This is a genomic window from Candidatus Poriferisodalis sp., assembly GCF_965215815.1.
GTDB lineage: Bacteria > Actinomycetota > Acidimicrobiia > Acidimicrobiales > Poriferisodalaceae > Poriferisodalis.
Genome location: NZ_CBDCEO010000012.1, coordinates 291,874 through 314,095, shown reverse-complemented (window position 1 = coordinate 314,095; position 22,222 = coordinate 291,874). Strand labels below are relative to the sequence as shown.

18 protein-coding genes and 1 tRNA gene are annotated in these 22,222 nt (G+C 65.8%); 10 read left to right on the top strand and 9 right to left on the bottom strand.

Translation table 11 applies throughout. The features are described from left to right. Window positions 1-95 precede the first annotated feature (95 nt). Together ACOOHB_RS03430 and ACOOHB_RS03425 are read left to right on the top strand one after the other, a co-directional pair. Window positions 96-1,799, top strand: coding sequence for an RNA-binding domain-containing protein (locus ACOOHB_RS03430; protein WP_420443416.1), 1,704 nt, complete (start codon window positions 96-98; stop codon window positions 1,797-1,799). 129 nt (window positions 1,800-1,928) lie between these two features. Beyond that, the gene (locus ACOOHB_RS03425) at window positions 1,929-3,569 is read left to right on the top strand and encodes a hypothetical protein (RefSeq protein WP_420443415.1); all 1,641 of its coding nucleotides are present in this window, start codon (window positions 1,929-1,931) and stop codon (window positions 3,567-3,569) included. Between the two features lie 53 nt (window positions 3,570-3,622). Here the strand turns inward: ACOOHB_RS03425 and ACOOHB_RS03420 are convergent, their stop codons facing one another. After that, window positions 3,623-6,172 (bottom strand): NB-ARC domain-containing protein, encoded by a 2,550-nt coding sequence (locus ACOOHB_RS03420; RefSeq protein ID WP_420443414.1) that lies wholly within the window; start codon window positions 6,170-6,172, stop codon window positions 3,623-3,625. A 176-nt stretch (window positions 6,173-6,348) separates the two neighbouring features. Between ACOOHB_RS03420 and ACOOHB_RS03415 the strand changes: the two genes are divergently transcribed. From ACOOHB_RS03415 to ACOOHB_RS03390, 6 genes are read left to right on the top strand one after another with little or no spacing between them, the layout of a single operon-like run. Next, entirely contained in the window at window positions 6,349-7,482 is a 1,134-nt protein-coding gene (locus ACOOHB_RS03415; RefSeq protein WP_420443413.1) for an aromatic ring-hydroxylating oxygenase subunit alpha, read from the top strand. Then, window positions 7,479-8,507 (top strand): hypothetical protein, encoded by a 1,029-nt coding sequence (locus ACOOHB_RS03410; RefSeq protein ID WP_420443412.1) that lies wholly within the window; start codon window positions 7,479-7,481, stop codon window positions 8,505-8,507. Before ACOOHB_RS03415 ends, ACOOHB_RS03410 begins: the two co-directional genes overlap by 4 nt. A 6-nt stretch (window positions 8,508-8,513) precedes the next feature. Beyond that, a complete protein-coding gene (locus tag ACOOHB_RS03405) occupies window positions 8,514-9,371 on the top strand; it encodes an FAD binding domain-containing protein (protein ID WP_420443411.1) in 858 nt (285 codons plus the stop codon). Further along, on the top strand, window positions 9,368-9,856 hold the full coding sequence (locus ACOOHB_RS03400; protein ID WP_420443410.1) for a (2Fe-2S)-binding protein: 489 nt from the start codon (window positions 9,368-9,370) through the stop codon (window positions 9,854-9,856). Before ACOOHB_RS03405 ends, ACOOHB_RS03400 begins: the two co-directional genes overlap by 4 nt. After that, window positions 9,853-12,234: a xanthine dehydrogenase family protein molybdopterin-binding subunit gene (locus ACOOHB_RS03395; protein WP_420443409.1), complete on the top strand. Its 2,382-nt coding sequence runs from the start codon at window positions 9,853-9,855 to the stop codon at window positions 12,232-12,234. Before ACOOHB_RS03400 ends, ACOOHB_RS03395 begins: the two co-directional genes overlap by 4 nt. After that, the gene (locus ACOOHB_RS03390; RefSeq protein ID WP_420443408.1) at window positions 12,231-13,025 is read left to right on the top strand and encodes an IclR family transcriptional regulator; all 795 of its coding nucleotides are present in this window, start codon (window positions 12,231-12,233) and stop codon (window positions 13,023-13,025) included. Before ACOOHB_RS03395 ends, ACOOHB_RS03390 begins: the two co-directional genes overlap by 4 nt. 24 nt (window positions 13,026-13,049) lie before the next feature. Here the strand turns inward: ACOOHB_RS03390 and ACOOHB_RS03385 are convergent, their stop codons facing one another. From ACOOHB_RS03385 to ACOOHB_RS03375, 3 genes are all read right to left on the bottom strand, one after another. After that, the gene (locus ACOOHB_RS03385; protein WP_420443407.1) at window positions 13,050-13,214 is read right to left on the bottom strand and encodes a hypothetical protein; all 165 of its coding nucleotides are present in this window, start codon (window positions 13,212-13,214) and stop codon (window positions 13,050-13,052) included. Beyond that, a tRNA-Leu gene (locus ACOOHB_RS03380) sits at window positions 13,174-13,257 on the bottom strand. Before ACOOHB_RS03380 ends, ACOOHB_RS03385 begins: the two co-directional genes overlap by 41 nt. Window positions 13,258-13,349: 92 nt before the next feature. Next, the gene (locus ACOOHB_RS03375; RefSeq protein WP_420443406.1) at window positions 13,350-14,189 is read right to left on the bottom strand and encodes a TIGR03560 family F420-dependent LLM class oxidoreductase; all 840 of its coding nucleotides are present in this window, start codon (window positions 14,187-14,189) and stop codon (window positions 13,350-13,352) included. Window positions 14,190-14,263: 74 nt separating this feature from the next. On the opposite strand from ACOOHB_RS03375, the gene ACOOHB_RS03370 reads away from it, so the two are divergent. After that, window positions 14,264-15,736, top strand: a complete 1,473-nt coding sequence (locus ACOOHB_RS03370) for an N-acyl-D-amino-acid deacylase family protein (protein ID WP_420444648.1) — start codon at window positions 14,264-14,266, stop codon at window positions 15,734-15,736. 10 nt (window positions 15,737-15,746) lie between these two features. Here ACOOHB_RS03370 and secG read toward each other — a convergent pair whose 3' ends face one another. Beyond that, a complete protein-coding gene (gene secG / locus ACOOHB_RS03365; RefSeq protein ID WP_420444647.1) occupies window positions 15,747-15,974 on the bottom strand; it encodes a preprotein translocase subunit SecG in 228 nt (75 codons plus the stop codon). A gap of 237 nt (window positions 15,975-16,211) precedes the next feature. Here secG and ACOOHB_RS03360 point away from each other — a divergent pair, with 237 nt between their 5' ends. Then, window positions 16,212-17,441 carry an ATP-binding protein gene (locus ACOOHB_RS03360; RefSeq protein WP_420443405.1) on the top strand — a complete coding sequence of 410 codons (1,230 nt, stop codon included), beginning with the start codon at window positions 16,212-16,214 and terminating at the stop codon, window positions 17,439-17,441. A gap of 35 nt (window positions 17,442-17,476) precedes the next feature. Here the strand turns inward: ACOOHB_RS03360 and ACOOHB_RS03355 are convergent, their stop codons facing one another. From ACOOHB_RS03355 to gap, 4 genes are all read right to left on the bottom strand, one after another. After that, the gene (locus ACOOHB_RS03355) at window positions 17,477-19,099 is read right to left on the bottom strand and encodes a thioredoxin (protein ID WP_420443404.1); all 1,623 of its coding nucleotides are present in this window, start codon (window positions 19,097-19,099) and stop codon (window positions 17,477-17,479) included. Between the two features lie 87 nt (window positions 19,100-19,186). Beyond that, a complete protein-coding gene (tpiA, locus tag ACOOHB_RS03350; RefSeq protein WP_420443403.1) occupies window positions 19,187-19,954 on the bottom strand; it encodes a triose-phosphate isomerase in 768 nt (255 codons plus the stop codon). 20 nt (window positions 19,955-19,974) lie between these two features. Further along, window positions 19,975-21,135, bottom strand: coding sequence for a phosphoglycerate kinase (locus ACOOHB_RS03345; RefSeq protein WP_420444646.1), 1,161 nt, complete (start codon window positions 21,133-21,135; stop codon window positions 19,975-19,977). A gap of 14 nt (window positions 21,136-21,149) precedes the next feature. Beyond that, window positions 21,150-22,154 (bottom strand): type I glyceraldehyde-3-phosphate dehydrogenase, encoded by a 1,005-nt coding sequence (gene gap, locus ACOOHB_RS03340; RefSeq protein ID WP_420443402.1) that lies wholly within the window; start codon window positions 22,152-22,154, stop codon window positions 21,150-21,152. Between the last annotated feature and the right edge of the window lie 68 nt (window positions 22,155-22,222).

The window sequence follows — 22,222 nt, the reverse complement described above, 5'->3', positions numbered from 1 at the left end:
CGGCACGAGGACCTCGTTATGCGCAGTTCGCATTAGTTATGCGTACTGCGCATAACTTTTTCAATAACGCATAACTCTGTCGTATAATGTTTGGCGTGGACAGCCAAGAGCTGCGTCAGCTACTGGACGGGGGCGAGACCTTCACCGTCGAGTTCAAGTCTGACCACGGCGACAATCCGATCAGCGATGCCGAAGTGGTGGAGACAGTGGCTTGCCTGGCCAACGGCGACGGTGGATTCTTGCTGATCGGCGTGAGCGATGACGGCACCCCCCACGGCGCTCAGCCTCGCCACGGACCGCAAACCCACCCCATTCGCATCCAGGCGCTCATAGGAAGCCGAACTGAGCCTTCGGTGGAGGTCGCGGTGGAGCTCGTTGAGGTTGATGAGGCAGAGGTGCTGGTGATCGTCGTGACTGCGCCTGACTCGGTGGTGGGCACTCAATCGGGGCGGTACCTGCGCAGGGCCATCGACGTGCACGGTCGACCCCAGTGCCTGCCGATGCGACCTCATGAGGTGGTGTCGCGAGCGGGCAGCGTGGGGGCCCAGGATTACAGCAAGGTGGTTGTGCCCGGGTTGGCGCTCGACGATCTCTCAGAGGTGGAATTCGCCCGGATGCGTGAGCTGGCGCGGACCGGCGACGACACGCTTGTCCTGCTGTCGAGAGAGGAGATGCTCAAGGCGCTCGGCTTCATGACGGCCGATGGCCGGGTCTGTGTCGGCGGGCTCTTGCTGTTCGGCGCAGAAGGGCTGATCGCCCAAAGGTTGCCCGCCTACGAGGCGGGGTTTCAAGAGCTTGACGGGCTCGAGGTGCGAAGCAGTGAGACGGCGGCCTTCCCATTGCTGCGAGCGATGTCCGAATTCTCCGATCGGGTCCTGGCTCGGAATCCCGAGGACGAGATCGACGTGGAACTCCAGCGGATTGCCTTGCCGGCCTTTGCCAGCACAACCGTGAGAGAGCTGATCGCCAACGCCCTCGTCCACCGTGACTACACCGCCAAAGGGCCGACGCTCGTGGAAGTTGCCGCTGACGCCCTGACCATTTCCAATCCAGGGGGTCTGCCTGCGGGGGTGACGACCGCCACGCTGCTGACCGCGCCCCCGCATCCTCGGAATCCGGCGCTGGCTGATGCGTTCAAACGAGCCGGGCTGGTAGACCGGACCAGCCGGGGCATCAACCGGGTATTCGAAGGCCAGCTGACGCTGGGGCGCCCGGCACCGGATTACAGCCGCAGCACGCCCAGCTCGGTGGTCGTCCGGGTGCATTCGGGGTCGCTCGACAAAGAGCTGGCTCGCTTCGTCGCTGAAGCTCGGCGTCGAGGCGAAGCGCTGTCGCTGGACGACCTGCTGGTCCTCTATGAGATCCGGGCCGATGGCAGCGTCACCGTGGAGCGGGCAGCCGAGTTGGGCCATGTCGGCCACGCCGAGGCTCGCACCGTGCTGAATCGCCTCGCCGACAGGGAGATCGTTGAACCCCAGGGAAGCGGCCGGGGCCGACGTTACGTCTTCACGCCAGCTCTGAGCCGCCGCTTCGGACTGCCTCCCCGACAGGGAACGACCGGTTTGCCGAGCAGCGCCGAGCACCGAGAGAGGGTTCTCCATTTCGTCCAGCAGCACGGCTCCATATCTCGCGGTGATGCCGTTGAGCTCTTCGAAATAACCCCCGATCAGGCCAGCCGCCTGATGCGCGCCATGCGCGACAAAGGCCTCCTGGACATGGTCGGCCAACGCCGCGGCACCCGCTACGTACTCCCCTCACACTTTGGAGGGAATCCGGGGTCGCAGCGGCGCCGCTGCTAGAGACCCAGCTCTTGGTGCTTCTGTCTGAGCCGGCTCAGACCGCCGTTGTTCTCCTTGGGCGGCTCCGTCCAATGAACCGTCGACAGCCCCAACACCCGCTCCTCCGCCGACGCTCTAGGTTTCAGCGCTGTGGTCGGAGCAGATCCGCGAAGCAACCGCCTCCCGGTCGGTGCTGACGCGCGTCAATGGAACACGCTTCAATTCGAGCGGACGGTGCTTGTGGTCGCCCGCACGCTCACGTCGACCGTCTGGGGCTTGGACTTCTTGGACGAGGTGCTGGCAGATCCACGAGTCCAGATTGTCTTCACCGTGGAGGACCAGTCACCGTCAGCATTTCACCGGGGTGCGTCAGACCTCTTGGACATGGTCGAGGCACCGGTCATCTCGTGGGCGCAGGCTGCATCGCATCGCTTCGATTTAGCGATCTGCTCGAGCCACCGCGGCAGCCTCACTCAGCTCAACGCGCCGCTGCTCGTCGGACTGCACGGCGCCGGCATCGGCAAGCCGTCAGCCGTGCCCGATCCCGACATGCTGCGTCGGACTGCATCCAAAGCGATCGGCGGGACGCCAGCATTGACCATCGCCGTCGCACACCCCGAACAGATCCCGTACTTCGCCCATCCCGAAACGCCGCGCGACCCACACTCGGTGGACGTTCAGGTAGTCGGTGATCCACTCCTCGATCGGCTTGCGGCGAGCGAAGTCCTGCGTGAGCAGTATCGCAGCGAACTGGGCCTTCACGACGGCCAGCGGCTGATCGTCGTGTCCTCGACGTGGGGCGACAACTCGCTGATGAGCAACGTCGGCGACCTAGCCGCCAGACTGACCGCAGTGCTGCCCGCGGACCGCTACCGCGTGGCCTATGTGCTGCACCCCAACATCTGGATCGGTCACGGCGGTTGGCAGGTGCGTGCCTGGCTTCGCAGGGAACGCGCCGCCGGTGTCCTGATTGTCCCACCCTGGCGCAATGCATGGCGAAGCTGTGTCGTGGCATCCGACGCCGTCATTCATGACCACGGCTCGGTGGGACTGTATGCCGCGGCGCTGGGACGACCCACCCTGCATGTCGTGCATGACACCCGGGACATGCTGGCCGGCTCGGCGATCGCCGAGCTGACGCGTCTGAGTCCGAGACTTCGACTTGACCGGCCGCTGTTTCCTCAAGTCAGTGAAGCAATCGATGAGCATCAAACCGACAGTTACCGCGACGCGACGAACCGTGTCAGCGGCGCCCCAGGCCAATCCCTCGCCCTGCACCGCAATCTGATCTATCGCTTGCTCCACTTGGATCCCCCGTCGTGGCCCGCCAGGGTGCTCGCGGTGGATCCGCCTCCGGAGCGGCTGCCGCAGGTTCACAGCCATCAAGTTGTCGTCGACGTTCGCGCCGATCGCGCCGTCGGTGTCCGTCGGTTTCCCGCAGCTACCCCCCCCCCCCCCCCCCCCCCCGTACGAACAATCGTTTGGGTCACGTCATCTGGTGTCTGCCGTATCGGAACCCGATATCGCTCTGTCTCGCAGTGCGGCGGTCATCGTCGCGGATTCCCCAGCACTGCCCGCCCAGCAGCTCCTGGCGCGTTTCCCCGGCTGCGCTCTCGTCGTCGAGCCGTGGCCCGCTCCAGCTGCGACGATGTACTGGCGCGACGGCGAGTCGTTCACCTTCCAGCCAGCGGATCCCAACAGAGCGTGCGATCCAGCCGTTGCCGCCTCGGCGCTGTATGCCCTGGTGACGGCCGGACGCCCCGTGGGCTTCGACCTGAGATTGAATGTTGAACCCAGCGGATCGCAGCAGACCTGGCAGGTGCGGCGCTCTGGCAGACAGCCGGCTAGGCGCTGATGAGACGCTGTTCGAGCCGCTCGGCTTCGGGATGGCCGATCCGCGTGTAGCAGCGGTGACTCTTGTGCAGCCGCTCCGCTGCCGCGGCCTGGCGTCCCTCGCGCTGCAGCAGTTCGGCCCACAGCTCGTGCAGGCGAGCCAAGTCGAAGTCCAGCCGAAGTCCGTTCATCACCCTCTCCGCAGCTGCCAGCTCCGTATGTGCCGCTCCTCGATCATCGAGAGCCAAGAGCGCCTCCGCACGACACCGCCGGACCTTTGCCAAGCTGATCGTGTCCCCGAGTACCGTCAGCGGGGGTGATGCAGCATCGAGAGCTTCGAGCGCATCTTGAGGTTGGCCGAGTCCGATCAGGGCCTTGCCACGCAGGTAGTCCGCCAGGGCGACGCCCCGGCGGTTCTGCAGCGCCTCCATTTGCTGGCGTGTGCTCTCCAGGGCATCGAGAGCATCCGACCAGTGGTGCTCGATCAGCGCACAGACCCCTGCGAACTCTGTCACTGATGCCACGAGCGCTGCATGGCCTGAGCGACGCGCAGCAAGGTCCGCAGACCTCAGCTCCGATCGGGCACGCTCGTGATCGCCGAGCTCGGCGTGCGCGCGGGCGAGATGGGATCGCAGCCGCGCTTCGGCGGCAGGTTCGCCATCAGCCACCGCAGCCTCGATGCCCATGGTGTCTGCATCCATCCACTCGCTGTAACAGCGCCGTGCTTGGATCAACGGCCAGAGCGCTTCTGCAAAGTCCCACGCATCACGGTGCAAGCCGTGATCGACCGCCAGCTGCATCGCCGCGAGCACGTTGCGGCGCTCCTCGTCGAACCATTTGAGCGCTGATTGCTGCGATCCGAACTCCGGCGCGGCGGGCGGGACGCCGATCCAGCGCTGCGAGAGCCGCAGGCGTTCGCGCACCATCGCCCGGTCGGCCCGATGCAGCGCGCCCAGATACCAGTCCACAACGGCACCAGCAATGCGCCGGTGGACATGAGGCTCATCGTCGCGGCGAGCTGCCAGGATCATGTGGCTGTGTACAAGCGGGTGGATCGCGAAGCGACCGCCGGGTTCGGCATTGATCAGATGACGCTCACGCAATGCTTCGAGCCGCTCGACTGCGTCGGCGAACGTGCACTCCGCGGCGACGGCGACGATCGGCGCGCCCAGCGATGTGCCGGGGTGACATCCGAGCCGCCTGTAGAGATGCCGAGCGTCTGCTGGCAGGGCGGCGTAGGCAGCTTCGAACGTGGCCTCGACCGAATGGCCGTGTCCCGCCGGTATCGCCTGCAAGCGATCTGCGGCGCTGCTGATCTCGTCGATCAAATCCTCAGCGGCCAACTCGGGGCGAAGCACCAGCTGGCTCGTGCAGACATTCAGCGCGAGCGGCAGACCAGCGCACAACTCGATCAGTTGCGCTGTGACATCGTCCGACGGCATTGGCCGGTCCGCCACGAGACGATCCCTCACCAGCGCAACCGCCTCGGTTCGCGGCAGCGGTTCGACCCGCACAGGGTGTGCCCCTCCGAAAACCAGATCGCGGAGTTGCGAGGTGCTCACCGCCACCACCAGCGAGCCTGGCCCGCTCGGCTTCGCGGCTTGGACCTGAGCCGGCTCGTCCACGTTGTCGGCGAGCATCAGGAGCCGGCGATCGTCCGTCAATCGGCGGTAGTGACGGCATCGCTCCTCGAATGAGTCGGGGACGGCATCGGGCGGTACGCCGAGGTCTCGGAGCAGACCGGCGACGACGTCGCTCGGGTCCGGCCGGGTCGCTCCCTGGCGCGGCGCGAAATCTGCGTACAGGGCGCCCTCGGGGAACTCTTGCCGTACCGAGTTCGCCCACCGCGATGCCAGCGCTGACTTGCCGACACCGGGCATCCCACTGACGACGGCGACCACCGTTCCTTGATTGCGCTGTGCATGCTCCAGGACGCCGTCGAGCCGTGCGAGTTCGCCACGGCGGTTCACGAATCGAGACGGCGCGGGCGGCAGGAAGTTGGGAGCCCGCGTCGGCTTGCTGTCCTGCCCGATACCCAGCACGTAGAGCAAGGGCCACTCCAAGGACTCCCGCTCGCGCACCAGCAGTCTCGAGATCTCTTCGCCTCCGAAGAAATCGATCGGAACCGACAGACGGAACGGCTCTCCGGCGAGGTCTGCCCGAATCTTCTCCTGCGCACCCCGGGGTATGTCGCGCTCGGTGTAGGCGAGCAGGCGATCAACGCTTTCGTGACCCTCGCACGCCCGTTTCGCGTCGGCGCATATCTTGCGCGCTAGGCCGCGCTGCTGGAGCGTGCAGAGGCCAACCACTTTGTGCCTGCGCTCGACGCCGAGTTCGATGCCGTCCCGCAACACCTCGCTATCGGCAGTCCAGAACGTCTCGAAGTCCCGGCCCTGATCGCCGCCGGCACCGACCGGACCGGCCGGGTAAACGAAGTACGAAGAGACGGTGACGCATGCCAACTCGAAGCACAGCCGCTGGAAATCGAGGCTGGCATCACGGGCACCTAGTTGGGTGAGCGCCAGACGTATCTGCCGCTGCAGCACCCACTCCGCCGACACAGGGGTCACAATAGCGAGGGGCAGTCGTTGCCGAACGCGGTTCGGGGACAAAGGCAGCCCGCAGGGCCCGGATGGTGAGGGTGACATTCGCCATAGTGGTCGAGCTGATGCCCTGCTACGTTTCGGATAGCAGCGTGAATTTCGCAATGCGGAACCGTGGGGAATGGGGGGACGTGATGTCAGATTCGTCCGAGGTAGATCCAAGAGGAACCAGGGTCGCGTTGGACCAGGCAACCCATGCGCCCGGCGCGATCTATGCCAGCCCGGAGATCTTCCGTCGCGAGGTAGTCGAATACTTCAAACGCGAGTGGCTCTACGTGGGACGGGTCGAGGAGCTGGCCGATCCGGGCGACTACATGGCGCTGCGCCTGGTTGGCGAACCCGTACTGCTCTCGCGCGATCGAGACGGTCAGCTGCACGCCAGCTACAACATGTGCGTCCACCGAGGTGTCGAGGTTGCGTACGGATCGGGCAATCTCAAGGCATTCAGCTGCCCGTACCACGGCTGGGTATACGGCCTCGACGGCCAGCTGAAGGGGGCCGCCTACATGGCCGAGACCAAGGGATTCGACGTCGCCGATTGCGCCCTGACACCACTGCGGCTCGACGTCTGGCGGGGCAACATCTTCATCAACTTCGATCACGATGCCAAACCGCTGGCTGATGCGATGGCCGGGATCGACGAGGAGTTCTCTTTCCTCGGGTGGGAGAAATGCCGCCTGGGCAACAAGATCGAAATCGACCTCGCGTGCAACTGGAAGTTCATACACGAGAACTTGATGGACTTCTACCACGTCGGGGTGCTGCACGCGGACAGCTTCGGCGCCAACTTCAAGTTCGAGCCCGACCACGTGAACGTCAAACCCGACGGCGGTCTTTCGATCTTCTACGATGCCGGCCCTCCCACGCCGGGGGCCGAGCCACTGCTCGGCAAGATGCCGTGGCTCACCGACAGGCCGCACAGTTTTGCCTGTACTGCGTTCACTTCGCCCAACCTGACGTTCTTCGGCCGCATCGACTGCATTCGGCCGATGATCTCGTGGCCGATCGACGAAGGCCACACCCGGGTGGTCGTATACCACCTGTTTCCCGAGGAATTCTTCGACAGGCCGGACTTCGCCGAGACGCTGAAGATCTACCACGACTATCAGATCCTGGTACTCGAAGAGGACCGGATCATGATCGAGTCGATGCAACAGGCGATGAGTTCACCCGCCTACCGGCCCGGGCGTATGAGCACCCTGGAGAAGGGCGTTCACAACTTCCTCAACGGCTATCTGGACCGCGTGATCGGTGGAGCGACCCCATGACAGCCACAGTTGCCGGCGCAGCCGACGTGCTGATGCGCGACTACATGGCATTGGAGCCGAACGAGACCGTTCTGATAACCGCCGACACCGACAGCGACGAGGCGGTGTGGCAGGCGGTGCTCCAAGCATCACTGCTCGCCGGTGCCAATGCATCGGTCATGTTGATCCCTCCGCTTCCGTTTCAGGGCCGCCTTGCCGACCCGTACCTCACTCCGGCGGTTTCGGCCGCGGCGCTGGCCGCAGATGTGTGGATTGATCTCACGTTCCCCTACCTCGCCGGCTCGGAGCTTCACGATCAGGCGATGGAGGGCGAACACATCCGCTATCTGCTGGGTGCCGACCTGAACGCCGGGGGCCTGTTGAGGCTCTTTGGGCGGGTCGATCTCGACCGCTACTTCGCGGTGCACCATGGGTTTGACGCGCTGGTGAACGAAGCGGTCGGCAAGACCGTGCGCATCACGGACAACGCTGGCACCGACGTGAGCTTCGTTCTCGGGCAGCGTGGATTCGACAAGCCGCGACGAGCCGATAAGCCAGGGACGGTCTTGGTGCCGGGGCAATGCACGTTGTTCCCCGATGTCGAAACGGTGAAGGGTCGCATCGAGGTCGGAGCCATCTTCCACGAGTACTACACACCGCTCGCTGCACCCATGACCCTCGAGATCGATGGCCGCATTCGGGCCATTGGGGGCGGAGGCAATGAGCGTTTTGTCGCCGACCGAGCGCTGCGGCGGGCGGGTTCGGACGGCGACTACGGATATGTCATTCACTTCACCCACGGCATCCATCCCACGGCCCGAGTCACCGGCGAATCGTTCATCGAGGACACCCGTGCCCAGGGCAACAACGCCATCGGCATGGGCATGCCGTGGTGGGACCCCGGCGGCGGTGAGAACCACCCCGACGCTGTCTTGTTCTTGCACACAATCGACATCGATGGTCGACGTGTCGTCGAAGACGGTGCCATCGTGGGCCCTGAGTCGTTGGTGGCTCTCGCGGCCGAGCTGCAGCCCATCGTCGGCTGAGTCTCCATGAAACCCGCTCCGTTCTCGTTCGTTGCTCCCGAGTCGCTCGACGCGGTGGTCCGAGCCATGGCCGAGTACGGCGATGACGCTCGGATTCTCGCAGGCGGCCAGAGCCTGGTTCCGCTCATGAATCTCCGGCTGGCCCGACCCGAGGTGCTCGTGTCGATCAACCGCTGTGGCGAGCTCGACTACATCCGGGTCTCGAACGATCGCCTCGTCGTCGGTGCGCTCGTGCGCCAGATCGATGCCGAGACCGACTCTCTGGTCGAAGCCGAGTGCCCGTTGTTGGCCAAGGCGCTACCCCACGTCGGGCTGCCCGCCACGCGCAACCGTGGCACCGTCTGCGGCAGTCTGGCCCACTGCGACCCGCTAGCCGAGTTGCCGGCCGTTGCGCTCGCGTTGGAGGCCGAGCTGGTGCTCACGAGTGCCGCTGGCGAACGTCGGGTTCCGGCCCAGGACTTCTTCGTAGCTGAAATGACCACCAGCATCGAGACAGGTGAGGTCGTTTCGGCGGTCACGTTCAAACGCCAGAATCGGGGCGAGCGAAGCGCCGTGGCTGAAGTCTCGAACGGTGGCCACGTGTTCCCGGTGGGCGGGGTCGCACTGCGGTGGGCCAGCGTGGACGGCGTCTGCACGATGGCACGCATCGCGGCGTTCGGCGTTGGGTCGGCGGCCCAGCGTTTAATCGACGCCGAGGGAGCGCTGGTCGGCTCCGACCTCGGCCCAGCGGCAATCGCAGCCGCCGTCGAGGCGGCCCGCAGTGCAGTCAATCCGACCGGCGACATCCACGCCGACGCCGAGTACCGACGACACCTCGTCGGCGTCCTTCTCGAACGCGGCCTGCTGGAAGGGGAAGGCCCATGACAGACGAGTACCAGGTGACCGTCACCGTCAACGGGCGAATCCGAGAATCCCGAGTGGAGGCTCGGCGGTTGCTCGCCGACTACCTGCGACACGATCTCGGCCTGACGGGCACCCACATCGGCTGTGAGCAAGGGGTGTGCGGTGCGTGCACGGTGTTGCTCGACGGCCGCACCGCCCGCAGCTGCCTGCACTTCGCCGTGGCGGTTGACGGATCGGACATCCGCACCGTGGAAGACCTCGCAGGCCTCGATGAGCTCCATCCGATCCAAGAGATGTTCCACCAAAAGCATGCCCTCCAGTGCGGTTTCTGCACACCGGGATTCCTCCTCACGGCGGTCGAGCTGCTGGAAAGCAACGCCGACCCCGACGAGGCCACCATCCGGGAGGCACTGATGAACAACGTCTGTCGCTGCACCGGCTACGCCAACATCGTCGATGCGGTAGCTGAGGCCGCGGTGGAGATGCGAGGGGGGAACCGAGCATGAGCAGCGACCGGCGAAGCGCCGTTGGGCACGGCGCTGTTGGCCAAAGCGTCTTGCGTCGAGAGGACGACTACCTCCTACGAGGCCAGGGCCGCTTCGTCGACGATCTGCCCGCGCCGCTCAACACCCTGCACCTTGCCTTCGTGCTCAGCCCCTACGCCCACGCCCGGATCTTGTCGATCGACGTGAGCGAGGCGCGCGCGCTCGATGGCGTGGTCGACGTCCTCACCGGCGAGGATCTGGCAGCCCTGGTGAAGCCGATCGCTGCTCAGATCGAGCTGCCCGGCTACAACCTCAACACCCGCGACGTGCTGGCTGTCGACGAAGTGCGGTTTGCGGGCGAGGCGGTGGCCGTGGTCGTGGCCGAGAGCCAGTACATCGCCGAAGACGGCATCGAGCTGGTCCAAGTCGACTACGAGCCGCTTCCTGTGGTCACCGAGATCGAAGAAGCGACCGATCCCGCCGCCCCGCAGGTCAATCCGACAGTGCCGGGCAACGTCTACTACGAGGGTCGATTCACAACCGATGGCGTGGCCGCTGGTTTCGAAGCGGCGGCCCATGTCATCTCCGAAGACTTCCGCTCGAACCGTGTGACCGCTGTTCCGATTGAACCCCGCGGGTGTCTTGCTGTGCCCGAGCACGCGGGCAACCTTGTCTTCTACTCCTCGACCCAGATACACCATCTGCTGCGGACTGCCCTGGCCGAGTTCCTCGACGTTTCAGAGTCAACCCTGCGGGTCGTGGTTCCCGACGTCGGCGGCGGATTCGGCATCAAGGCGGCCCTCTACCCCGAAGAGTTCGTCTGCGCCGCGCTCGCCCTGCGTTTGCGCCGGCCCGTGAAGTGGATTCAGGACCGGTACGGAGCCCTGCTCACCGATGTGCACGCCCGTGACAACCGCTACCGGGTTGAGGCCGCGGTCGATGATGACGGCATCGTCCTCGCGCTCAAGGCCGAGATTCGAACCAATGGCGGCGCCTACTCAGCGTTGCCCTTCGGCTGCACCCTGGAGACCACTGGTGGCGCCCGCATGATCGTTGGGCCGTACCGGATCACCGAATACTCCTACACGGCCACCGCCGTCGCAACCCACACCGCGCCTGTGTTGGCCTATAGGGGCGTGGCCCAACCGGTTTGCTTCATGGCGATCGAGGGCATCATGGACCGGATTGCCCGCCGGCTCGAGCTCGATCCAGCTGAGGTTCGGCTGAGAAACATGGTGCCCACCTCAGAGCTTCCGTGGACCAACGTCGTTGGTGTCCGCTACGACACAGGCAGTTTCATAGAGTCGCTCAACCAAGCGATGGAGATGGCGAAATACGATGAGTTCCGCGCCCGCCAGGCGGCCCAGGGCCGACTCGTCGACGGCAAGTACCGAGGCATCGGCATCTGCAGCTTCACGGAGGTGAGCGGGACGGGAGCCCCAGGCTGGCGTGCCCGCGGGCTGACCCGTCTGCCCGGGTTCGACAGCGGGACGGTGAAGGTGGAGCCCACCGGCAAGGTGACGGCCTTCGTGAGCCACGCTCATTCGGGGCAAGGCCACTTCACGACCTTCGCGCAGGTCGTCGCCGACGAGCTCGGGGCCCGATTGGAGGATGTGACTGTCTTCGAGGGCGACACCGCTGCCGGGCCCTACGGCACGAACACCTTCGCCAGCCGCAGCGCAGTCACAGGCGGCGGAGCGCTGGTGCGGGCCTCGGAGAAGGCCAGGCTGAAGCTGGCGCGGATCGCCGCGGACATGCTCGAATCCACACCAGAAGACATCGTGGTCTCCGACGGCCAGATGTTCGTCGCCGGCGTGCCGAGCCGAGCGCTCACATTCGGGGAAGTCGCCGAGACGGCTTACGCGATGAACACATTCGACCTCCCCGAAGGCGAGAGCTTTGGCATCGAGGAGACCGACTTCTACGACCCGCCCCTTGTCACCATGGCCAATGCCACCCACATTGCACAGGTGGCTGTCGATGCCGGAGACGGGACAGTCGACATCGAGGGCTACACCGTCGTACACGACTGCGGTCGCATCATCAACCCGATGATCGTCGATGGTCAGGTGATGGGCGGTGTGGCACAAGGCATCGGCGAGGCGCTCATGGAAGAGTTTGTGTACGACCCCGACGGCCAGGTCCGCACGGCGACTCTGGCCGACTATCTCCTGCCCAGCTCGGTGGACGTTCCCAACTTCCAGATCGCTCACATCGAGTCTCCGTCGATCGATGCCGTCGGTGGGTTCAAGGGCGTGGGGGAAGGCGGTGTGATCGGAGCCGTACCCGCGCTCGTCAACGCAGTCGCCGACGCTCTGTTCGATCTCGACGTCAACGTCAACACCAAGCCACTTCGACCCGCGCTGCTGTCAGGCCTCATTCGAGAGGCCGGAGGGTGACTGCGGCTGCGGCCAGCCAAGGGGTGAAGTCCATCGAGGTTGGTGCCCGGGTGCTGGCCGCGCTCGCCGAGGCTCCCGGTGCCCTCCCCCTCGGCGAGCTTGCGTCGCGGGCTGACATGATGCCCCCCAAGGCGCACCGATACCTCGTCAGCCTGATCCGCTGCGACCTCGTGCTGCAGGATCCGATCACCGGTCGCTACGACCTCGGCCCCGGCGCGTTGCAGTTGGGCTTGGCCGGTCTGCGACGGCTTGACGGGGTTCGCTTCGCGACCGACGCGTTGGTCGAGCTCAACCAACGCCTCGATGTAACCACCGCGCTATCGGTGTGGGGCCAGCACGGGCCGGTGATCATTGGCTGGCGCGATGCCAGCGAGGTCGTTCACTGCAACTTGCACATCGGTTCCGTGCTGCCGCTCATCGGAACGGCAACCGGCAGGGTCTTCTTGGCCTATCAGCCATGGAGAATGATCGACGAGAGGATCGCCGAAGAGCTCGAACGGCTGGCGGGTTCTCCTCTTGGTGATCGCTATCGCGATGCTGGCGCGGTGCAGGAGCTGATCGATCAGGTTCGCCGAGACGGGTTGGCCATCTCCCGCGGCGACTATTTGCCCGGGCTCAGCGCCGTCGCCGCACCGGTGTTCGATCATCAAGGTCGACTTGTTGCGTCGACCGCAGTTCTGGGTCGGAGTGGGACGATGGATGGTGTCGGCCCAGATTCCCCCGCAGCGGCTCTTCGCCAGGCGTCGGAGGAGGTCTCCCACAAACTCGGCTATTCCGCCACGTTCGACTGACGGCGCACGGCACCGTTGCGAAGGTCAACCGACCGGCGTGGCATGCGGTTTGGCGTCGGGATACGACCAGATCACCTCGGCGAGCTCATCGAACGCCACTGCGAGACGTAGAGGCTCAAGCTCTGCTTCGACACCGAGCACCTGTTTGTGTCGGAGGGGGGACTTGAACCCCCACACCCTTTCGGGCACTAGATCCTTAATCTAGCGCGTCTGCCAATTCCGCCACTCCGACATGAAAACCCAAAATCGCTGCATCGCAGCCCCCTTGAGGGCCACAGCGGAGCGCATCAGCATAGCGCTGCAGGGTCAGTCGTCCGGCGGAGCTCAGGCCTCGTCGATCGCCGTCGCCAGCGCGTCGAGACTCACCGGATTGAGCTCGCCTCGCCACGACCACACGACGATGTCGACCCCAGCATCGAAGAAGTCCTGCGCTCCAGCCACCGCCTTGTCGATGTCGCCGTCGGCCTCGAAGCCCAGGTGAACGGACCGGTCAATCTCGGCCTCGTCACGGCCCACGCGTTCGCAGTGCGCCCGCAGAATCTCGTCCAGCTCCTGCCACGCTGCGACATCGGCCGGGAAGGTCATGTCCCACTGATCGGCGTACTTCGCTGCGGTGCGCAATGTCCGCATCCTGCCCTGCCCGCCGATGACGATCGGGATGCGCTCCTGGATCGGCTTCGGCTCGCACCACGCGTCGGTGAGCTCAAAGAATCGCCCCTTGTGCGTAGTCGTGGTCTCGGTCAGCAGCTTGACGATGACCTCCATGCCCTCTTCGAGCCGGTCAGAGCGGTCCCTCAGCGGCCCGAGATCGATGCCGTAGGCGTCGCTCTCCATGAAGTTCCAGCCGGCGCCCATCCCCAGCTCGAAGCGACCATTCGAGATGTGATCAAGCGTGGCGGCCATGTTGGCGGTTACCGCCGGATGGCGGTGATGCATGCCGTTGACCATGGCGCCGAGACGGATCCGCGTCGTGGCCTGCGCCAGCCCTGCCAGCATCGTCCAGCCCTCCAGGTTCGGTCCGTCGTACGGCGGCGCCAAGGGATAGAAGTGATCCCAGTTCCACGCCGACTCGAAGACCTCGATCTCGTCGGCGGCCTGCCAGATCGCCAGGTACTCCGGCCAGCTGGCGTGGTGCGGAGGGGTCTTGATGGCGTGACGTCCCATGTGGGCTCCTTGTCGCAGACGACCCGAACGATACGTGGTGAACTCGCGACCTTGACTTGGACCGGAAAGGGCCCATAGCTGTGATCGACAAGGCAGACCTAATCATCCGCGACGCCCGCTTGATCGACGGAACCGGCGGTGCGTCGACCCATGGCGACATTGCCGTCACCGATGACCGGATCGTCGGGCTGGGCGATCTCGGCCATGCCGTTGGCGCCGTCGAGATCCATGCTGGCGGCAAGGCGGTGTCACCCGGCTTCATCGACGTGCACACCCACGACGACCGTGCGCTGCTGGTCGATCCCCTCATGACACCCAAGGTCAGCCAGGGCGTCACCACGGTCATCACCGGCAACTGCGGAGTCAGCTTGGCGCCGCTGCGAACCACCGGACGGCCGCCGGCACCGCTCGATCTCGTCTGCGAGGACGGCGAAGGGTTCTTCGCAGACTTCGGCGACTACCTCGCTGCTCTTGACCGTGACCCGGCGGCTGTCAACGCACTCTGCCTGGTCGGCCACGCCTCCCTGCGGGTCGAGGCCATGGACACGCTGGACCGCCCGGCGACCGGCGGCGAGATCACGGCCATGCGCGGCCGTTTGGAACAAGCACTGGAGGCCGGTGCCATCGGTCTGTCGACGGGTCTCTACTACGCCCCGGCCGCCGCTGCGCCGACTCCCGAGATCATCGAGCTGGCTAGAGCGGTCCGGGCAGCGGGCGGCATCCACACGACCCACATGCGGGACGAAGCCGACGGTGTCACCGAGTCGTTGGAAGAGACATTCACTATCGGCCGCGAAGCGGGCGTGCCGATCGTGATCTCACATCACAAGTGCTCTGGGCAGGCCAACCACGGCCGCTCAAACGAGACCCTTGCGCTGATCGAAACAGCAAGGCACCGCCAAGAAATCGGGCTTGATGCCTACCCCTACATCGCCAGTTCGACCACCTTGGGCTCAACCAAGCTGGCGGACGCCAGCAAAGTGCTGGTGACTTGGTCCAAAGCGCAGCCTGAGGCGGCCGGGCGGGACCTTGCCGAGATCGCCGCCGAGATGGGTCTCGACCCTGAGGCCACGGTGGACGCCTTGCTGCCCGCCGGCGGGATCTTCTTCATGATGGACGAGGCGGACGTGCGCCGCATCCTGGCGTACCCGGTCACCATGATCGGCTCCGACGGCCTGCCGCACGACGAGTTCCCCCACCCGCGCCTGTGGGGCACCTTCCCGCGGGTGCTCGGCCACTATGCACGCGACGAAGGCATCTTCTCGCTGGAAGAAGCAGTGCACAAGATGACTGGGCTGCCGGCCCGACGATTCGGTCTGGCGGATCGGGGCGTACTGGAGGCCGGTGCGATGGCCGACCTCGTCCTTTTCGACCCAGAGACCGTGATCGACACCGCCACTTTCGAACAGCCGAAGCAGGCGGCGCGCGGAATCGAACTCGTCGTAGTCAATGGCAGGGCGGTTTGGCGGGACGGCACCAATACCGGTGCGCGGCCGGGCCGGGCGATCAGGCGAGCAGCAAGCCCGTCGCCGCTAGGCGAGCAATAGGCCCGTGCCGCTAGGCGAGCAGTAGACCCAGTATCAGCGTGGTGAAGCCGAACGACACGGCCACCACGACCGTGATCCGGCTGAGGTTCTTCTCGGCGACCGTCGAGCCCGCAGCAGTGGTTCCGACGCTGCCACCGAACATGTCGGATACGCCGCCGCCACGGCCGCTGTGCAACAGCACGAGGCCAATCAAACCGAAGGCTGACAGCAGGTGAATCCCGCCGACGATCCATGTCATCACGGGCCAGAAGGCTACCGGCGCACCGCGCCCGCTCCGTGTACGGCGCATCGCGTTACCGCTCGCGAAATTGGACTCCCCAGGTAGTTGAGGCCGTCTCGAACCAACCGCTCCCTGAGCCCATAGGTCGGTTCGGCGGTGAGTGCGCCAAACCGACACATACACCTGCGCCAAAGCGACATCGACACGTGCGCTAAACCGACATCGACAGGTGCGCAATAGCAGTAATATACGAGCGTGGATGCATACCTAGAGCGCTTGGTGGATCCTTGGATCGACGAGATCCTCGACTCCGCGCCCGCAATGATGATCACGGGAGCACGCGCCTCGGGCAAGACCACGACGGCGCTGCGGCACGCTGCCAGCGTCGTGCGCCTCGACAACGAGCGCGAGGCCGGCCCATTCAGGGCAGATCCCGACGCGGCGCTGCGGGAGCGTCCAGAACCGGTACTCCTTGACGAATGGCAGGCGTGCCCCGAGGTACTCGGGGCCGTCAAACGCGCCGTCGACACCGAGCGCCGTGCGGGGCGATTCATTCTGACGGGCTCCGCGCAGTCCGACGCCGACCCGGCTCTGTGGCCGGGAACCGGCCGGCTCATCAGGGTCGCCATGCACCCGCTCACGGTGCGCGAACAGATCTCGCGATCCGGCCATCCGTTCATAGACGGGCTCTTGTCTGGGGATCCGCCCCAGCTGCCCGCCGACCCACCCGACCTGCGCGGCTACGCAGAGATCGCGCTGCGAGGCGGATTCCCTGAACCAGCCGTCGAGCTCGAAGGCAACGTCCGCAGAGGCTGGCTCGAGAGCTACGTCGAACAGCTTCTGACCCACGGTCGCGCTGGCTCGGGCAACGGCCGCGACCCGGTGCGTCTGGGTACCTTCTTCGCGGCCTATGCCCTGAACTCGGCCGGGATCGTGAACGACGCCACCCTCTATGAGGCAGCCGGCCTGGACCGGCGCACGTCCCGCTCATACACGAGGCTGTTGACCGACCTCGGCGTCATCGCCGAGCTTCCCGCATGGAGCAGCAATCGTCTCAAGCGGCTGGCCCGCGGAACGAAGCGCTACATCGCCGACACCGGCTTGTGGGGCGCGGCCGTCGGCGCCGACGTCGAGTTGGTCATGAGCGACGGCGACCTGCTCGGCCGGATGATCGAAACGTTCGTGGTGAACCAGCTCCGTGCCGAGGCAGTCGTGGATCCGAGTCGACCGAAGCTGCACCATCTGCGCGACCGTGACGGTCGCCACGAGGTGGACGTGATCGCCGACCTCGGAGCACGCGGTCTCGTCGCGATCGAGATCAAGGCCCACAGCGCTCCAAAGCCCGCCGACGCTCGGCATTTGGCTTGGCTGCGCGACGAGCTCGGACAGCAATTCAAAGCGGGCGCCCTGCTGCACACGGGCCCGGCCCGCTATCACCTCAGCGACCGTATCGAGGCGATCCCGATCTGCTCACTCTGGAGCTAGGCCCGCACGGCACCCGCTCTGTGTGCGGGAGGCGCCTACGGGCGGATCGGGTGGGTGATTGGCGTGCTGCCCTTCGCTCCGGGCACCCATCCCTCGATGATGGCGCTGAAGCCGCCCGCTCCCCCGCCTGCGGTCACGACCATCGGCGACCACGGCGGAAGCTTGCGCAGACTGCCGCCGGAGGAACCTTCGGTAGATCCGAAGACGAGCCCGTGATCGTCGCCGTCGTTAGCGTCGCGGGCCTCGTCGGAGCCTGCAGTGCGGACCTGCGTGGTGCCCCCCAAGCGCTGCACGAGAGATTCCGGCAAACCCTCTTCGATGCCACCGGCACCGCGAATGGCGAAGTCGAGATCCATCGCCAGCAATGGATCGAGTTCCTCGTGGAAGCGCTGCCGTGTCCAGCCTGCGTCGCCGAACGTTGCCATGTGCTCGGGCGTCATCACCAGCATCGCCTCGCTCGGCAGCTTGCGGTTGCCGACGCACAGGAGCTGCTGTGCGATCGTGCGGATGAGCGAGTCGGGTGTGCGTGAGATCTGGTCGATGCAGCCGATCGGGCCATGTCCGGCGAACAGCGTCACGGTGTCTTGTCCGGGCTCGGAGCCCCGGCTGACCGACAAAGGCGGCCAGCCGTCGGGCAGGCCCTCCTCGTCTTCGGCGAAGCACCAGCCCACCTTCGAGGGCGACCCCAGTGCCGAACGGTCGATGCCGCCGATGCCAGGCTTGCCGCCGCCCACGTTGCGGATCACCAACTGCAACGCTCGTCCGATGGTGGAGTTGGCGCGATTGCCCTGGCCGAGAGCGTTCTTGTCGGTGTTCATGTCGATGCGACGACGGATCGAACCGTTCACGATCACGATCGGCCCTGAGAACCACAACGTGCACAGCAGGCCGTGCATATTGAACGTGTCAGTACACGCAGCCTCGACGGCCGCAAGTACCACCGGCAGGTACTCGGGCTTGCAGCCAGCCATGACGGCATTCACCGCGACCTTTTCCACTGTGCACTCGGCCAGCGTCGGCGGCACCACGGCCACGATCTCGTCGGGAGCCCGGGTGGTCCCCGCCAGCATGGCGGCCACTCGTGCCTCGGTCGGCGGCACCACCGGCAACCCGTCGGACCAGCCGCGGTCATAGGCAGCCTCGACTGGATCTTCAGCAGAGGCCAGCTCCACACGACGACTCGTGAACGACGTCGCCCCGAAACGCAACGCCAGCTCGTCGGCCAGCAACGGGTCGACCGAGAGCGAACCACAACCAGGCCGCATCTCGGCCAGTTCCGACCCAAGATCATCAGCCCCGCTGAGCGCCTCCCAGCCGCGACGGTCCCACCCCACGGTGCGGGCCATCTCGCGGCCGTCCATCACCGCCATGAGTGTGGGGACGGTGTCGATCTCGTGATGCCACGACACGGAGAGGTCAGCATCGTGAACAACATCCGCCGACGATCCCGTCACACCCACTGGAAAGGCGGGGTCGTCCTGGGTGAACACGGTGAGTCGGGTTCCGCTGCGTATGGCATGGTCGACGAGCTCGGCGAGCACCGGCTCGATATCGCGGCACGTCGGGCAGTCGCGTTTCACGAATGCCACGAGGCCGTCCGAAAGGGACGGGCGCCCACCACCGGAGTCAGCGGCTGGAAACTGGCTTTCAGGAGACACGCCGTGACTCTAGGTTCGGCCCCCTGACCGCCGCTGCCGGCGCCACACACGCCTCATTTCGTTTGCGATCCGCGCGCCGTGCAGGCGCTATCTGGCCGCGTTGACGATTCGGGCGAATTGGGTGGCGTCAAGGGAGGCGCCGCCGACGAGGGCGCCGTCGATATCTGGCTGGCGGAGCAATTCGGGGGCGTTGACGGGTTTGACCGAGCCGCCGTATTGGATGCGGATCTGCTCGCCTGCGCCGGGACGAATGTCGTTCACGACGCTACGCACCGTGGCGCACATGTCCTGGGCGTCCTCTGGGGAGGCGTTTCGGCCGGTGCCGATGGCCCACACTGGCTCGTAGGCCACCACCAGCGTTTCAAATTGCGCACGGGTGAGCTTGGCGAGGCTGCCGCGGAGCTGCGTGGTCACGACGTTGGTGGCGCGGCCGGCTTCGCGTTCTTCGAGCGTTTCGCCGACACAGACAATCGGGGTCATGCCTTGCTTGCCCACTGCTGCGGCCTTGGCTGCGACGATCTCGTCGGTCTCGCCGAAGAGGGCCCGCCGCTCGCTGTGGCCGACGATGACATAGGTCACATCGAGCTTGGCCAGCATGGTTGGCGAGACCTCGCCGGTGAAAGCGCCCTGATTCTGGTCGTGGCAGTTCTGTGCGCCGAGCTTGAACTCGAGGCGGTCGGCGTCGATGACGGTCTGGCATGACCGCAGGTCCACAAAGGGCGGGTGGAGGCTCACCTCGACCTGGTCGTAGCGGTGCCGGGCCAGTTCGTAGCTCAGTTTCTGGCAGAGCTGGATGGCCTCGAGGTGGTTGAGGTGCATCTTCCAATTGCCCGAGATCAGTGGCGTTCGACTCATCGTCCCTCTCCCCGACTGGCTCACCGCTGTGGCGAGTCTCGCAGCGCCGCGAGGCCGGGCAGGTCGCCGTGCTCGATGAGTTCGAGACTTGCGCCTCCCCCGGTCGAGATGTGATCCATATACGGCGCCAGGCCGAATTGGGCCACGGCGGCAGCGCTGTCACCACCCCCGACGACGGAGAAGGCTCGGGAGTCGGCCATCGACTGGGCGACCGCACGGGTTCCGGCGGCGAACCGGTCGTCTTCGAACAGTCCCATCGGGCCATTCCAGAACACTGTCCGGGCTCCAGCGATCACGTCGTCGAATTCCGCCGCCGAGCCGGGTCCGATGTCGAGGCCGCGGAAGCCGTCGGGCAGGCTGCGCCGCATCTGGCGCACGGTGCCGCCGGGATCCAGCGCCGTGATGTCGCTTGGCAGCACGATGTTGGCGCCGCCGTCGAGCAAACGCTTGCACACCTCGATGAAGTCCGGCTCGCAGAGCGAATCACCGATCCGATGCCCCATTGCGGCCAGGAATGTGAAGCACATGCCGCCGCCGATGACCAGCGTGTCGACCACCGACAGCATCGTCTCGACCACACCGAGCTTGTCGCTCACCTTTGCCCCGCCCAGCACGGCCACGAAGGGTCGCTTGGCGTCTGCGCGAAGGCCGCCGAGCACTTCGGCTTCCCGGTGGAGCAGCCGGCCTGCAGCACTGGGCAGGCTTTGCGGCGGGCCGACGATGGACGCGTGCGCCCGGTGACTTGCACCAAAGGCGTCATTCACGTAGCCGTCGAACGGGGCCGTGCTGCCAGCCCCGCCGAACGGAGTGCCGATATCGCCACCGACGAGTGCGTCCACGAATGCGGGATCATTGGCGGTCTCGCCTGGATGGAAGCGAAGGTTCTCCGCCAGGCTGATTCGGGGTGCGAGCTCAGCGAGACGCTGGGCGACGGGGGCCAGCGAGTACCGCTCTTCGGGCGTGCCACCGGGGCGGCCCAGATGCGAGCACGCGGTGACAGCGGCGCCCCGTCCAATCAGCCAGCGCAATGTCGGCAGTGCCGCTCGGATGCGCAGGTCGTCGGTGATCTCTGGCCGCCCGTCGGACCCGTCGCGCAGCGGAACGTTGAAGTCGCAACGCACGAGGATCCGCCGGCCGTCAAGGCCACCAAGCCGTTGCTCGAGATCCTCGAGCGCCGGCAGCGTGCCGACATCGCTCATCGGTTGCAGATGATGTCCACGAGGTCCACAAGCCGGTTCGAGTAGCCCCACTCGTTGTCGTACCAGCCGAGGACCTTGACCATGCTGCCCATCGCCATCGTCAGGCCCGCGTCGAACACGCAGCTGGCCGGGTTGCCCACGATGTCGCTGCTGACCAGCGGATCCTCGGAGTACTCGAGCACGCCCGCAAGCGGTCCGCTGGCTGCGGCGGCTGCGAAGGCCTCGTTCACCTCTTCGACGCTGGGACTGGCGTCGAGCATCGCCGTGAAGTCGGTGATAGAGCCATCGGGGATCGGCACACGCAGCGAGGTGCCGTCGAGCCTGCCTGCCATCGCCTGCAGCACCAGCCCGGTCGCACGAGCCGCACCGGTCGATGTCGGGATGATGTTCACCGCTGAGGCGCGCGCTCGGCGCAGGTCGGAGTGCGGTCCGTCCACAAGCGACTGATCGCCGGTGTAGGCGTGGATGGTCGTCATCAGGCCCTGCTGCACGCCGAATGCCTGGTCGAGCACCTGCACCATCGGGACGAAGCAATTCGTGGTGCAGCTGGCGTTCGAGACCACCTTGTGCGCTGCGGGGTCGAACTCAGCGTCGTTCACGCCCACGACGAATGTGGCATCAGCGCCCGAGGCAGGGGCCGACACGACCACGAGCGGGGCACCAGCGTCGAGGTGCATGGCCGCCTTGTCGCGGGAGGTGAAGATGCCTGTGGATTCCACCACCACATCCACCCCGTAGTCGGCCCACGGCAGATCGGCAGGGTTTCGCTCCGACAGCACCGGCAGCACCTTGCCGTCGATCGAGATGCCGCCGTCAGTGGCAGCGATGTCGTTCGGCAGGTTGCCCAGCACCGAGTCGTACTTCAGCAGGTGAGCCATCGTGGCGGTATTGCCGAGGTCGTTCACCGCCACGATCTCGATGTCGCAGCCGGGGCGGTCGGCCGCCCGGTAGAAGTTGCGCCCAATCCGGCCGAAGCCGTTGACGCCCACGCGCACGCTCATCTGCTGTCGTCCCTTCGCTCGGCGAGTCTGGCGGGCTGCCTGCGCCCCGGCTCGTTCTGTCGCTAGCT